This window comes from Microcoleus sp. B4-C2, from assembly GCF_036705265.1.
Classification (GTDB): Bacteria; Cyanobacteriota; Cyanobacteriia; order Cyanobacteriales; family Microcoleaceae; genus Microcoleus.
Window position 1 is genome coordinate 1 of sequence record NZ_JAUBUB010000032.1, and the last position, 14,922, is coordinate 14,922.

Here is a 14,922-nt window from a genome sequence, read left to right on the forward strand (position 1 = left end):
CGTCCTTTTTGGACGGGCGGGACGCCCATCCCACAATAACAATTAAAATTGTAAGTTATTTAATTCGCGATCCTTACCATTGGGGTTGACTTTCTATCAAAAGTGTGGCTGCGATGCTGTCTATCGGCTTTGAGAAAAAGTATCCTTGTCCGTATTCGCATTGCAGCGCTCTAAGTAAATTAAGCTGTTCGCTGGTTTCGATGCCTTCAGCAATTACATCCATGCCTAAATGACTGGCTAAAATTAAAATAGTCTGTACAATCGCTTCGTTTCCTTCATCTTCAGTCATGCGGCTGACAAAAGCTCGATCGATTTTTAAAGCATCAGTTGGAAAAGTGTGCAGGCGGCTCAAAGAAGAATAGCCAGTGCCGAAATCGTCAATATATAATTGAATTTGTAAATTTTTCAATTCCGCGAGGATAGCCACTGCTGATTCGGCATTCTCCATGATGACGCCTTCAGTAATTTCTACCTTTAAAGTGCGGGGGTCAAGCTGAGTTTCTTGTAAAATGTCGCGAATGCGATCGATTAAATCCGGTTGTTTAAATTGTTGGTTAGAAAGGTTGACGCTGACAGTCAACGGCGGATTTTCGGGGAATTTTTGGTGCCACTCGTGGATCTGATGGCAAGCCGATCGCATCATCCACCAGCCAATAGGTATAATCAATCTAGTTTCTTCAGCTACTAAAATAAACTCGCCAGGAGCTACGACACCCCGCTGCGGGTGATACCACCGCAGCAGCGCTTCAAAACCGCTGATTCTACCAGTAACAAGAGAGACGATAGGCTGATAGTAAAGCTGAAATTCCTGGGAGTCTAAAGCGCGTCGCAGGTCGTTTTCCAGTTGCAAAAGGGCGACGGCGCGAGTGTGCATACTTAAGTCAAAAACTTCGTGGCGAGCTTTGCCCAATCCCTTAGCATGATACATGGCCGCATCTGCATCTCGGAGCAGTTCTTCAGGCCGATCGTACAACATTGGGAACGGGACATTGGGAACAGGAGAGTCGGAAGATAAGCAAGACAAAGAAGTTTCCCGATCGATATTTCCCAAATTTTCGGGACTCGACAGTTTGCTGGTTTCCCTTGGATATCGAGGCAAACCAGAACAAACAATCCCAATGCTAGCACTGGTAAAAACTTGATATTCGTTAAGGTAAAAAGGCTCTGCCAGTTCCGCTTGCACTCGTTCGGCAATCTGGATCGCATCCTCGGTGCTTTTGATATTTTCCAGCAAAATAGCGAATTCGTCGCCACCAAGACGCGCAACGGTATCTCCAGCGCGCAAACAGATTCCCAGGCGCTGCGCGATCGCGATGAGCAACCGATCGCCCACTAAATGCCCCAAACTGTCGTTAACAACCTTAAAGCGATCGAGATCGATAAACAGCACCGCAAACAAAATTTCGGGGCGGCGTTTGGAAAGATCGATCGCGTGCCCCAAGCGATCCATAAATAAAGCTCGGTTGGGCAAACCGGTTAGCATATCGTGCAAAGCATCGTGTACCAACTTATCTTCTGCTATTTTGCGGAGGGTAATATCTTCGACAGTGCCTTCGTAGTAAAGTAAATTTCCGTCAGGATCGCGAACTGCCCGGCCGTTCTCGGAAACCCAGATAGTAGTGCCGTCAGCGCGGTAAACTTGGGACTCGAACTCAGACACAAAACCGTGTTTTTCGATCGCGCGCAAAAACTCGACACGGCGGTTGGGATCGAGGTAGAGTTGGCTGTCGATGTTGCGTATGTTCGCGATCAAGTCGGCGGCCGAGGAATAGCCGTAAATTCTCGCCAAAGCAGGGTTAGCGCTGAGGTAGCGTCCGTCGGGCGTTGTCTGGAAAATGCCTTCGATCGCATTTTCAAAAATACTGCGGTATTTCTCTTCGGCCTGTTGCAGCGCGAATTCTGCCTGCTTGCGATCGGTGATATCGGTCAACGTGCCGAGATAGCCTAGAACTTCCCCGCTTTTGGTAATTTCTGGCACTGCTTGCCAAAATACCCAGGTTGTCAACTCACCGTTGCAAAAGCGGTACTCTAACTTACATGGCAACTTGTCTATGACAGCGCGATACCACTGGCTCAAAACACGCTCGCGGTCTTCGGGATGCAAACTTTGCGCCCAACCTTCGCCGAGTGCCTTTGGCGCAGTCAGTCCCGCCATCTCCAAAAATCGCTCATTGACGTACAAGCAATCTCCAGCAGCATCGGCGCGGAAAATCCCGACCGGCAGTATTTTTGCCAAGGTGTAATAGCGATATTCGCTTTCTAGCAACGCGCTGGCAGCTACTTTAGTCTCTGTGATGTCAAACATTGCGCCTTGAAGGATGACAGACTTGCTTGCTTCATCACGAACTGCGGTAGCTTGATCGCGGAACCAGACGACTCGACCGTTGCGGGCGATCGCGCGGTATTCTGAAACCAGCGACCCCTCGCAGAAGATATCTTCTCCCTCGCTGAATTTCTGTGTGGCGTTTTCCACTAACACGCGATCGCGGTCTTCTGGGTGAACGAGTTTCAGCCACAGGTCGGGATCGGCTCTCCATTCAGCTACAGAATAACCTAGAAAAGTCTCAATTTGCGGGCTGATGTAAAGTTTGGCAGCCTTGCGGTTGAGGGGAGAAATGTAGGTGACAGCGGGCATTTGTTCTACCAGGGCACAGTATTTCGCTTCTACAGTAGACAGTGCTGCTTCTAGGCGCTGCCGCTCTAATTCAGCGGCTGCCCGTCCGGCAAAGATACTGAGAATTAATCGGAATTTGGCAAGATGTGCTTCCACCAGGGGTCGATCGTGAAAAATACAAATAATCCCTAAAGGTTCGCCGTAAGAGTTTTTCAGCAAGACTCCCAGGAAACTGCGCGCACCCGTAACTACCGGTCTGCGGTCTTCTGGAAAGGTTTCCCCGAGGTAGTCTGGACAGGAATACATTCCCTCCTCCAGCACCCGCGCTTCGGGAGTATTGGCAGTGTCGCACTCAAAATTTGGCTGCTGCTGTCCGTCGCTCCAAAAACTGATAAGTTGCAATCTATCGGCAGCAGTATCGGTGCGTGCCTTCGACTTAATCGATTTGGCAGCGACGGCGGTGCGAACTCCGAGTGCTGAGGCTAAGTGGCAAACTAAGGCATCAAAGAATTCTGCTCCCCCCGGCGAATCAGTACCTGCTAGGATTTCGCCCAGTAAATCTTCCTCTAATTGCGCGGAAGCAGTAACTTTGGGAGGATTCTCGGCATTCGGGCGATCGGGATTTTGCCCCATCGAACCCGCAATGCTCAGACTTAGCGTTTTGCTATTTCCAGGCCCCAGAATAGGCGAAGAATTCACACTTAGGCGCTGTTGCTTAGCCAAGAATACAGCGCGACCCATACCTAAAACTTTACCCAAGAAGCTGTCAGTTGCCGGCCACAGATTTGAGTTGGGAAAAATCAAAAAGTTTTTCCGCATTTTCAATCCCGCAGATAAATCGTCGGGTTTTAATTCTGCCAACTGCCGTTGCTCTTTGGCTAGCGGTAGACTAGAAGGCCTTCGGTGCCACTTGAGATAAATCGCGGACACCACGGCTAAAGTCGTCAATAATCCCAGAAGATATGCAAGAATCTCAAAGTAAAAAAATAAATCTCGATCGAACATCGATTAGCACCGCTCGACAATTATTGTAGTTATCTGAAGCCAATCTATTTAAAAATAACTAAGTATCGTCACGGATGGGTAACGAATACAAGGTCAGATCGCCCTGAAAGCGACAAGAGAGTTAACAGTTCACAAAAAACCTGGCAATACTTGACATTACCGAACTTTTTGTATTTTTTTTCGTACAGGCTGAAACCGTACAGGTGAAATTGTAAACACATATATACGATTGTGGCACTCCTCTAAGGGGGTGAGTTTACGTTTACTTTTCTAATCATAATTAACGCTGCATTCACATCAGCATTAATCCGACTTTCATTCCAAGACCGAAACCACCCGCGTTTATCGATCTTACCCTGATAAGAGTCTTGCTTACCGACAGGCTCTAAATCCCCTAATCTGCACTTATTTGTATAATATGCTTGTGTAACTATTATGTTGATACCGACTAGCTCAGTTTTGTAAATAATAAACTTTACGATTTCGGCATGAGGAATTACACCCAAAATTTGATGCTTTTTTTGTAATTTTATATTTTGTTTATTTCTCACATTTGTGTCAATAATGAACTGAATTATTTTCCGAGCCACCAACCGCTTGATAATCAAACTGCTGGTTTTATCTTGGTAGTTTTCTAATCGTTTATTTCGTTTAAAGGTGATTTGCTGCATTTGGCGCATAGTAGATTTTCCCTGCTCAATTTTTGACAGTAAAAATGCTTGGCGCTGATTGAAACATTGATTGATTGATGTGAGATTTTTTTGAGAATCATAAATAGTTGGAATAAATGTTGGCTTATTGGATGCCACAGCTACGAGGCGATCTATCCCTAAATCTATACTTGCTCTAAGGTGGCAATTTAAATTCACCAACGTTACAAGCTTTTGATGGGCAGCCTCAACAAAGTAGAGCGCTGTTGCAGGAACTATTCTTACCTTTATGACATCTTGGGACTTTGTAGAAATTATTATGTCACTTGGAGAGAAATGAAGTAGTCCCTTATTGGAGTCGCTCCCCCTTTTTTTTATGGATTGGTTATCAGAACTGAACAAGTTACCTGTACAGATTCTATGTTTGTATTGGGGGATGCTGGGGAGAAATGAAAATTTAGGTATATCTCGGTCATACGCTATTCTTGACTTTTGGCAATACTCCCAATCGTGAACAACTTGTTTGAAAACTTGCTTGCTACTAATATTAGCAGGGAATGATTGAGAGAAGTCTCTAGGTTTGAAGATGGCAAATAACTGTCTGATAATTTTAGTGCCACCAACTTTAGAACCCGAAGTGAAAAAGTGTGTCCTCATAAATATTTACCACGATCGTAGAGATTTTTGAACAGAAATGATAAGCCATCAAACTGTTTATAAAACTGATGCTGCCGATCTATGTAATGCCTTTCAACAACCCTCATAAATTTTGGGATAAACGAAAAGTTTTTTGTTGCTTTGCTAAGCAATGTACAATAAAGTCTAGGGATTATCTGATCTAGTGTAACACTCATGATGAAAGCGATCGTTTTTCAAACCCCCGGAAGCCCGTCCGTATTGAAAGTGCAAGATATCCCCGCCCCTACTATACAAACAGAAACTGAAGTTTTGGTGCGGTTGCGAGCGGCGGGTATCAATCCGATAGATACTAAGTTGCGATCGCGCGGCACTTTTTACCCCGATAAAGCTCCTCACGTTTTGGGGTGCGACGGTGCTGGAGTCGTAGAGGCTATCGGTGCTGGTGTGCAAAGTTTCCAAGTGGGAGACGAGGTTTTTTTCTGCAATGGCGGTTTGGGCGGGTCGATCGGGACTTATGCCGAGTTTGCCGTTGTAGACGAACGCTTTCTCGCCCTCAAGCCTGCTGCTTTAAGTTTTGCCGAGGCGGCGGCGGCACCGTTAGTTTTAATTACAGCTTGGGAATCGCTGTACGATCGAGGGCGCTTGCAAGCCGGTCAAAAGGTGCTGATTCAAGCTGGTGCCGGCGGTGTCGGCCACGTCGCGGTACAGTTGGCAAAGTTGCAGGGGGCAGAGGTTTGTACGACTGTTAGTTCTGAGGAAAAAGCCAATTTTGTCAAGCACCTAGGTGCAGATTCAGTTATTTTATACAAAAACACCAATGTTGTCGATGAGGTTTTGACTTGGACTCAAGGACAAGGAGTTGATTTGGCTTTCGATACAGTCGGGGGAGAAACTTTTTACCAAACTATTCCGGCGGTGAAAATTTATGGAGATTTAGTAACAATTTTGGAACCCGATCCAGCTTTGGGCAATTTGAAAACAGCGAGAATGCGGAATCTGCGAATTAGTCTGGAATTAATGTTGACACCGATGCTAGAAGGTTTGGTGGAGGAACAGGAACAGCAGGCTCAGATTTTGCAGAAATGTGCTCGTTTGTGCGATCGCAACTTGCTAAAAATTCACGTCAGCAAAACTTTCCCTCTCGAAGCAGCGCAAGCCGCTCACGAACTGTTAGAAACCGGCTCAGTAACCGGTAAAATCGTGCTTGAAATTGGGGGTTAAAAATGCGGATTGTTAAATTTGCGGGTTGAAGAATCGCAGGCAATTGAGAATTGCGGGCTATTTCAATAGACTGTTGGCGAATTAAAAAAGCGTGAAACCAAACATCCCATAATCATCGCAGGAGAGCTAAAGCAATTCTTGCAGGAGTCGTAAACTTTTTACCCCACCCCAACCCTCCCCTTACCAAGGGGAGGGAGCAAGAAATTGACAAATGATTTAGGATGGCTATATACAACGTATTCCAGGTTTATGAAATACACTGTATATCAAATCCGTTGGCATCGGAATGATTCATCTGTCTCTTCCGTTTCTCTGTATCCTCTGCGCCCTCTGCGGTTTAATTCGGTTCTATAAACAAGAGCAAAAACCGCATAGGGAAAATGCCACTGTCGATCGATAAATTTGGGGTCAACTGCTGAAGTTGACACGACGAAAGGCACGGCCCCCTACCCTAATTGGGGGTAACTAACGGCGATTAACTTGTAACCAAATTTCCAGCGTCACCAGCAGCCACAGCTTCAGCCCATAGCGGGGAAAAACTTCCCCACGATAGTTTAGCCACTCGCGGATTAGTGTTCGATCGACGTAAGGCGCGATCGCCGCATGAGGATTCAGCAGCAACGATCGCGCTTGCCGCTGCCAATCCCTCAAAAACCACTGCTGCATCGACATCACCATCCCGCTTTTCGGACGGTTGACAATGACATCGGGTAGCAAATCCGCCACAGCAGCCTTGAGAACCGCTTTTTCCTGCGCGCCCGAAAGCTTGTACTCTGGCGGAATTTGCAAACTCAGTGCCACCATCCGCGCATCAAACAAAGGCGATCGAGCTTTTAGTCCCGCCGCAGCCGTGAGATTATTCACCTTGGTCAAAATGTAATCGGCTCCTTTAAACTCAATGTTGAGCCGCATCAGCCGATTCAAAAACGTCGTTTCTGTCTGTTGCAATTCCTCAGCAAACACGGAAGGCGCATTCTTCACCTTTTCCCAAACCTCCGGCTTCAGCAAACGTGGCAAATCCACATAGCATTTTTGAAACGAAGTCAAATAAGCTGCGATCGGATCTGGTTTACCCTGAATCGAACCATACAAACTGTTGAGTAACATCGGCTTATTTTTCGGCCCGCCAAAGCACGGATCGCCGCCTTCGCCATTGAGTACCACGTCTGCGAATTGCTTTGCCGATCGCCCCAGCAGCAAATTGGGCACCGTCAAGCCTTCCCCCACCGGATCATCCATCGCCGCCAGCGTTTCCGGCAGCAACTCCCAAATTTGCTGCGGCGAAACTTCCAAAACGTGGTGCTCAGTGCCACAATGTGCTGCGACGATGTTGGCAAATTCAATCTCGCTGGGATATTGATCGCCAAAGTGCATCGAAAAAGTGTGTACCGGACGATCGTGCAGCCTTGTGGCGATCGCCGTGACGCAACTTGAATCAATACCACCCGAAAGATATGCTGCGACTGGTTCTCCCGCTGGTAGCGCTTCCTGCACCAGTTGTTCCAAAAGCGATCGCACTTGTTGACTGTGCCATTCCAAAGGGCGATCGGCATTAGTAATTTGCTCCTGCGGTTCCCAGTATCTTTGCGCCTTAACATCCGGTAAATACAAGTAGCTACCAGGGCGCAACTCTCGCACCGCTTCCCACAGCGTTTGTGCTCCGGGTACAAAAGCACAGCACAAATAGTCGCGCAAAGCAACCAAATCGAGTGTGCGATCGTGATAGGGATTGAGCGATCGCAGTCGAGGTGCAATATGGCGAGTCGTTCCTGTACGGGTGTAATAGAGGGTTTTGGCTCCGACGTGATCGCGCCCCAGACACAAGGTTTTCTCCTCTCGATCCCACACAGCAAGGGCAAATTGTCCTTCCAATAAGCTCAAAGTTTGAGGGCCGGATGTTTCCCATAACTGTCCGACGATCGCCAAATCGCTCAATCCATCAGTATCAATTTGTTGTTTGACTAGCAAAGTGCGATCGAAGCAGCAGTCGCCTACCAGCACAAATCGCCGATCGGGGCTGAAGGTGGGTTGAGATCCGATGATGGCAAAACCGGACGTTTCCCAAGTTGCAGGGTGCGATCGGGCTTCTGGGCCCCAAGCAATGACCCAATTCGGGTTAATCGACTTCTGATTTTCCATTGATTTATTAAGCTTTTTATGGACGGGCAGGATGCCCATCCCACAATAAATTCACTCTTTGTGGAACAGGCATCTTGCCTGTTGCGGGCAGGATGTCCATCCCACAATAAATTCACTCTTTGTGGAACAGGCATCTTGCCTGTTGCTGACAGTGGTGCAAGTTAAAAAATATTAGAAAGTAACTTATAAATCAATCTAAAAATAGCTGTTCCAGCGATCGCACCCAAAGCACCTAACCATCCCACAAACAACACGCCAGTGATCGGAGAATTCGGATAAATCGCACCTGCAGCCGTCTGTAAAACCGGGAAAAACCACAGCAAAGCCACAGTACCTGCACCAATAATCAACATCTCAGTTTGTTCGATCGCCCTGCGATACTGGCCGTAAATCAAACCCGCCACAATCATCCCCAACAATCCGATACTCAAACCAGGAGAGGGCAGCAAACTCGTCAGGGCGATCGCCAGCACCCCCGCCTCAAAACCCGTAAACGCCGCCCCCGACAAAACCTCCCAAATCGAAAAAGTCGCTCTCTGCGAAGGTTGCAGCCCTCCGGGAGGTGTTGCAGGAACCCGTACAGGAGGAGGCGGCAGAGTTGGTTGAAGAGGTATCGGAGGCGGCGCCACCACGACTGTAGGTGGTTGAGAATGTTGTTGAGGCCCAGACATCAGAGCCGCTTCCACCTCACTCGCAGATTGAAACCGCTGACTGGGAGCTGATAATAACATTCGATCGAGAACATGAGCCAAACGCGAACTTACCTGCACCCGCGAATGCCAATTCCATTCGTTTCTATAACTATCAAAAAGCTCCGTCGGCTGCAAACCACTCAGCAAAGTAATACAAGTCACAGCCAAAGCATACAAATCCGTTGCCGGATAAACTTCTTGCCCGCTCATCTGTTCTGGGGGAGCGTAACCCAAAGAATAAATACCAGTCGAAGCTTTGGCACTCCCAACACTTTGTGTTACTTGTTTAACAGCCCCAAAATCTAATAAATAAAGCCGACCATTTTTACCCCGCATAATATTAGCAGGTTTAATATCCCGGTGAATCGAACCGCGAGAGTGTACAAAATCGAGAACCTTCAAAATTTCCCGCAGCACCTCCACCGTTTCCGCCTCCGAAAACCAGCCTTTAACAGCCTGTTCATCCTCCAAATTTTTACCGTCAATAAATTCTTGAACCAGATAGAAAAACTGATCGTTTTTTCCCGGCTGCAAACTCGTAACAGTCAGCTCAAAAAAAGCCAGCAAACTCGGAATTTGGGAATGTTCGTTTCCCAGTTCTTCCAGCACCGCCGCTTCCCGTTCAAACAGAGTTTGAGCGATTTTTAGCTGGGGCGGAGTCAGACTTACCGACGGCTGCAAAAGTTTAGCAACGCACTGCCGCATCGCCGGAGTATCCCGGTCTCTGGCCAAAAACGCCGCCCCAAAACCGCCTTGACCCAACAACCTCACGGGCAAATAGCGGCCCCTCAAAATCATGGGCATCCCGCAAGCGGTGCAAAACTTTTGCTGCACCGTTTTCAGCCGCGAACTGTCATCGAGGTCGGGAAAAGAGTTTTGAGGGCGCGGGCAGCCCGGGCGGGTGCAGTAAACTTCCATTTTTGTTTGCTAAGAAGAGGGAAGAAGGAAGAGGAAAGAAGGAAAAGGGAAGAACGAAGAAAAAGTGATGGTTAAACCAGATTTCGATTTCTCAACTCACCGCGAACTGCTAACTGCCAGCGACCTAAGAGATTAACTTCCCGCCGAATTGGGAGTTGCTATTTCTATGAATCCCAAATCGAGGGCAGGGGGTTCTTTCTTCTCCAGGATGGTCGAATAAGTAGCAAACTGGGGCAAAATTTCATTGCTGAAAGCCTCTGCTGCTTTAGAACGGTAGCGGTTGGGGTTGTAAATCAGCGACAAAATGCGAGTTACCAAAACTTCGTCCATTTGAGATTTGTGCAAGACGCCCATGAGCAACTCTTTTTCGATCGCCGAAACCGAGACAAAAGCAGCTCCCAGCCCCGACTGAACGGCATTTTTAATGGCTTCGATCGAATTTAGTTCCATCTCTATTTTCAAGCGGCGCGTGTCAATGCCGCAGCGAGTCAGTACCTGATCGATTACTTTGCGGATCGTAGACTGCGAATCGAGGGATATAAACTGCAATTTGTAAAGGTCTTCTTTTTGGATAGTTTCTTGTTGTACCATCGGGTGAGATGGAGGAAGAATCAGAGCCAGTTCGTCCTCAGCGTAAGGAACAATTTCTAAAGCTTCTACAAGTTCGGTAGGAATTTCTCCGCCAACAATTGCCAAATCGATTTGCCCGTTTGCTACACTCCACGCCGTGCGGCGGGTCGAGTGAACGTGAAGCTGTACTGCTACATCCGGGTACTTTTGGCGAAACATCCCAATCATCCGGGGCAGCAAATAGGTTCCCGTTGTTTGAGAAGCGCCGACGATCAAAGTACCACCTTGGAGATTTTGCAAGTCTTCCAGGGCTCGACAAGTTTCCTGGCAAAGCGATAAAATTTTCTCGCCGTAACTCAGCAGCAGGTGTCCGGCTTCGGTTAGTTGCGCCCGCCGCCCCCCCCGGTCAAACAGCGGCACGTCCAATTGTCTCTCTAAGTTTTGCACCTGCAAGCTAACTGCTGGCTGGGATACATAGAGGCTGTCCGCGGCGCGTTTGAAGCTTCCTTCAGAGGCGATCGCCTTGAGAATGCGTAACTGGTCTAAAGTGAAAGGAAGGTCAGACATATATCTAAATTGTCAGTAGGTGTAGGGGCGGGTCTTCTGTCAATCTCTGCGGTCAATCGACAAGCTGGTTCGATTTGGTGTGCAACAGTCGGAGTTGACTTCGATGCCAGTCATTTGGCTGCAACACACGCAACCTTAAAGTCAGTTGTACTCGTCCTCTGTCTGCGGTCTTTAGTTGCTATTGAGTAACTAATGACTGATGACTGATGACTGATGACTGATAACCGCTGAATGCTCCCATAGATACTTTGTGACACAAATTGGCCGAGAATCAATAACTTTTCTTAATATTTGCAATGACGATCGACTTGGCGCTCGACTCCCACTTAGTTATTCTGGGCTTATTACTGGTTTTTGCGATCGCCCACAGCGGTTTAGCAGCCCTCCGGCCCAAAGGTGAAAAGCTGATCGGGCCGAGACTTTACCGCGTTTTGTTTGCCCTTGTCAGTTTGCCGCTAGCCGTCATTCTGATTGTCTACTTTTTCAACCACCGTTACGACGGCGTACAGCTTTGGCAAGTACAGGGATTACCCGGAGTTAAACCTGCAGTTTGGATACTTTCGGCAATTTCCTTTCTGTTTCTGTACCCAGCAACTTTCAACCTCCTAGAAATTGCCGCCGTCCAAAAGCCCCAAGTTCACCTCTACGAGACTGGCATCATTCGCATCACTCGTCACCCGCAAATGGTGGGACAAGTGATTTGGTGCGTGGCCCACACCCTGTGGATTGGCACTAGCTTTACCCTCGTCACTTCCATCGGTTTGGTAATTCACCACCTGTTCGGAGTGTGGCACGGCGACAGACGACTTCAGGCTCGTTTTGGAGAATCCTTTGAAACCATCAAATCTCGAACCTCAATCATGCCTTTTTTGGCAATCCTCCAAAAGCGTCAAACCCTTGATTTGCTTGAGTTTCTGCGCCCTTCCTACGTAGGTGTAGTCATTTTTACTGGTTTGCTGTGGGAAATTCATCCTTTTTTGATGCGTGTCACTAGGAACATATACTGGTAGCATGATCCCTAGGATAGAAAAAAATTATTAAATTTTGAGGGCTCATGGTGTTGTCGGTTAGCGAACGCACTTTTGCACAAGAGGTTTTTCAAGCCTCTACCCCCGTTTTAGTTCACTTTTCGGCTCCTTGGTGCGGTTTGTGCCGCGCGATCGACCCCACGCTTAAGACTTTTGAAGCACAGTGGGCAGGAAAAGTCAAGCTCGTAGGGGTGAATGCCGATCAATGTTTCAAGTTGGCCCACACTTATCGGCTGACAAGTCTGCCCACGCTGATTTTGTTTGAGGGCGATAAAGTTCGATTTAGATTGGAAGACTACCAAGGACGCGAGGAACTGCGGCGGACTCTGGATGCCTGGATGCTGGCCGCTCACGTAGTTTCCCCATCTCAACGGCTGCAACTTCAGGAAGTAGCCAACAGGTAACGGCTGCAAGTTATTCGGCTTTTAGGTAGAAATCAGAAGCAATTCCTCATTTGTCGATCGGCCACCTGAGCGCCAAATGTCGCATTCCTGAACCCCGAAACAGTGTTTTTTACAAAAATATAGTGTGAAGCGCCAGGGTATCGGTTAAAAAACCAGGTTTCTTGATTTCTTTCCGTCCAAGCTCGATTTGTCAGTCTATATTTGGGCATAGATTTAAGGCGAACTAGATCGATCGGCTCGATCGGAAAATAGGCAGTAGGTCTCAAGCGTTGTCGATCGACAACGCTTGAGAATTACAACAAGTATTTCTGCCGGGTCGCGCAGGCGTGTGTCACAATTGTTTACAGTTTTGGCCATATCTAGTAGAAACTTTAAACTACCTATCAGTCATGGAACTGCTTTATCAATACGCTTGGCTGATTCCTGTCCTGCCACTGGCAGGCGCAATGCTAGTAGGTCTAGGCTTAATCACCTTTAACCAGGCAACCAACAAACTCCGACAAGCGAATGCGATATTAATCGTGTCCGCACTCGGAGGGTCAATGGTACTCTCCTTCGCATTGCTGTGGAGTCAACTACAGGGCCACGCACCCTACACCCGCACTATTCAGTGGGCTTCTGCTGGCAACTTCTCGCTGAATATGGGCTATATCATCGACCCGCTGACGGCGGTGATGCTGGCGATCGTCACTACGGTCGCCTTTTTGGTGATGATTTACACCGACGGTTACATGGCTCACGATGACGGGTACGTGCGCTTTTACGCCTACCTGAGCATCTTCAGCGCGTCGATGTTGGGTCTGGTAATCAGCCCGAACATCGTTCAGATTTACATTTTCTGGGAACTCGTAGGTATGTGTTCGTACCTGCTAGTCGGATTTTGGTACGATCGCAAACCCGCTGCTGACGCTTGCCAAAAAGCTTTTGTCACCAACCGCGTCGGCGACTTCGGCCTACTGCTGGGCATCCTCGGCATTTACTGGGCCACCGGCAGCTTTGAATTTGAGGTGATGGGCGAACGCCTGCACTCCTTAGTCGAATCCGGCGCCCTTTCCGCGACTCTGGCGACAATCTTCGGCGTCCTCATATTTTTGGGCCCAGCAGCCAAATCCGCTCAATTCCCTCTCCACGTCTGGCTCCCAGACGCAATGGAAGGCCCGACACCGATTTCGGCATTAATCCACGCCGCGACAATGGTAGCCGCCGGCGTATTCCTGATCGCTCGGATGTACCCGGTGTTTGAAGGGCTGCCGGCAGTCATGAATTTGATCGCCTGCACCGGCTGTTTTACGGCATTTATGGGTGCTTCGATCGCGATTACCCAAAATGACATCAAAAAAGGCCTCGCCTACTCCACCATCTCCCAACTCGGCTACATGGTGATGGCAATGGGCGTCGGCGCTTACAGTGCCGGACTTTTCCACTTGATGACACACGCTTATTTCAAAGCAATGCTGTTCCTGTGTTCAGGTTCAGTGATTCACGGGATGGAAGCAGTTGTAGGCCACAACCCTGCACTCGCTCAAGATATGCGAGTCATGGGCGGCTTGCGGAAATATATGCCGATTACCGCTAGTTGCTTTTTAATCGGAAATTTGGCAATCTGCGGAATTCCGCCCTTTGCTGGTTTTTGGTCAAAAGACGAAATCCTCGCCAGCGCCTTCTCCGCAAATCCCGCTCTGTGGGCTGTTAGCTGGTTGACGGCCGGGATGACCGCGTTTTATATGTTCCGAATGTATTTCAGCACCTTTGAGGGCGAATTCCGGGGCAATGACAGCGCCATCAAGCGACAACTCTTGCAGCCCGGTCTTGTTTTTGGCCCTGGAGCGATGAACGTTAAGGAATTGGCATCAACTGGCGACAGTCACGATGAGCACGACCATTTGCCTCACGAATCTCCTCTGACAATGGCTCTGCCGTTAGTGTTGCTGGCAGTACCTTCTGTGTTTATCGGTTTTCTCGGTACGCCGTTTGCCAATTATTTCGAGCAGTTTGTTCGCGCGCCAGGGGAGTCTCTCGAAGAAGTTTTGGAACACGCTGCTGAGTTCAATTTGACGGAATTTCTAATCATGGGCGGAAGCTCTGTAGGTATTGCTTTGCTGGGCATTACTTTGGCTTCTCTGATGTATTTGAGCCGTAAAATTGACCCAAGTGCGATCGCCCAAAAAATCAAACCGCTTTACGAGTTCTCCCTGAACAAGTGGTATCTCGACGATATCAACGATTTTCTCTTTGTCAAAGGCAGCCGCCGTTTAGCGCGGCAAGTCATGGAAGTTGATTTGCGCGTCGTCGATGGTGTCGTCAACTTAACAGGGTTTCTCACCTTGGTTAGTGGCGAAGGTTTGAAATACTTTGAGAGCGGTCGCGCTCAATTTTATGCCCTGATTGTGTTTGTCGCAGTTCTGGGTTTTGCGATCGTTTCTGGAGTCGGTTAAATCTTTAGGGAAACGGCCTTGTCCATTAGTGTCAACTTTC

9 protein-coding genes are annotated in these 14,922 nt (G+C 48.2%); 4 read left to right on the plus strand and 5 right to left on the minus strand.

Annotation, left to right across the window (positions count from 1 at the left end):
• Positions 1–73: 73 nt before the first annotated feature.
• Entirely contained in the window at positions 74–3,619 is a 3,546-nt protein-coding gene (locus QUB20_RS12030) for an EAL domain-containing protein (protein WP_333246331.1), read from the minus strand.
• A gap of 242 nt (positions 3,620–3,861) precedes the next feature.
• A complete protein-coding gene (locus QUB20_RS12035) occupies positions 3,862–4,926 on the minus strand; it encodes a transposase (protein ID WP_333246329.1) in 1,065 nt (354 codons plus the stop codon).
• A 198-nt stretch (positions 4,927–5,124) separates the two neighbouring features.
• On the opposite strand from QUB20_RS12035, the gene QUB20_RS12040 reads away from it, so the two are divergent.
• Positions 5,125–6,129 carry a zinc-dependent alcohol dehydrogenase family protein gene (locus tag QUB20_RS12040; RefSeq protein WP_333246334.1) on the plus strand — a complete coding sequence of 335 codons (1,005 nt, stop codon included), beginning with the start codon at positions 5,125–5,127 and terminating at the stop codon, positions 6,127–6,129.
• A 465-nt stretch (positions 6,130–6,594) separates the two neighbouring features.
• Here QUB20_RS12040 and QUB20_RS12045 read toward each other — a convergent pair whose 3' ends face one another.
• The 3 genes from QUB20_RS12045 to QUB20_RS12055 form a co-directional block, all read right to left on the minus strand.
• Positions 6,595–8,268, minus strand: coding sequence for an asparagine synthase-related protein (locus tag QUB20_RS12045; protein ID WP_333246327.1), 1,674 nt, complete (start codon positions 8,266–8,268; stop codon positions 6,595–6,597).
• 161 nt (positions 8,269–8,429) lie between these two features.
• Positions 8,430–9,878, minus strand: coding sequence for a serine/threonine-protein kinase (locus QUB20_RS12050; protein ID WP_333246325.1), 1,449 nt, complete (start codon positions 9,876–9,878; stop codon positions 8,430–8,432).
• Between the two features lie 132 nt (positions 9,879–10,010).
• Positions 10,011–11,015 carry a LysR family transcriptional regulator gene (locus QUB20_RS12055; protein ID WP_015174889.1) on the minus strand — a complete coding sequence of 335 codons (1,005 nt, stop codon included), beginning with the start codon at positions 11,013–11,015 and terminating at the stop codon, positions 10,011–10,013.
• 296 nt (positions 11,016–11,311) lie between these two features.
• Between QUB20_RS12055 and QUB20_RS12060 the strand changes: the two genes are divergently transcribed.
• The 3 genes from QUB20_RS12060 (at position 11,312) to QUB20_RS12070 (ending at position 14,882) form a co-directional block, all read left to right on the plus strand.
• The gene (locus tag QUB20_RS12060) at positions 11,312–12,025 is read left to right on the plus strand and encodes an NnrU family protein (protein WP_333246323.1); all 714 of its coding nucleotides are present in this window, start codon (positions 11,312–11,314) and stop codon (positions 12,023–12,025) included.
• Between the two features lie 44 nt (positions 12,026–12,069).
• Entirely contained in the window at positions 12,070–12,447 is a 378-nt protein-coding gene (locus tag QUB20_RS12065; protein WP_333242698.1) for a thioredoxin family protein, read from the plus strand.
• 389 nt (positions 12,448–12,836) lie between these two features.
• On the plus strand, positions 12,837–14,882 hold the full coding sequence (locus tag QUB20_RS12070) for an NAD(P)H-quinone oxidoreductase subunit 5 (protein ID WP_333246321.1): 2,046 nt from the start codon (positions 12,837–12,839) through the stop codon (positions 14,880–14,882).
• Positions 14,883–14,922 lie beyond the last annotated feature (40 nt).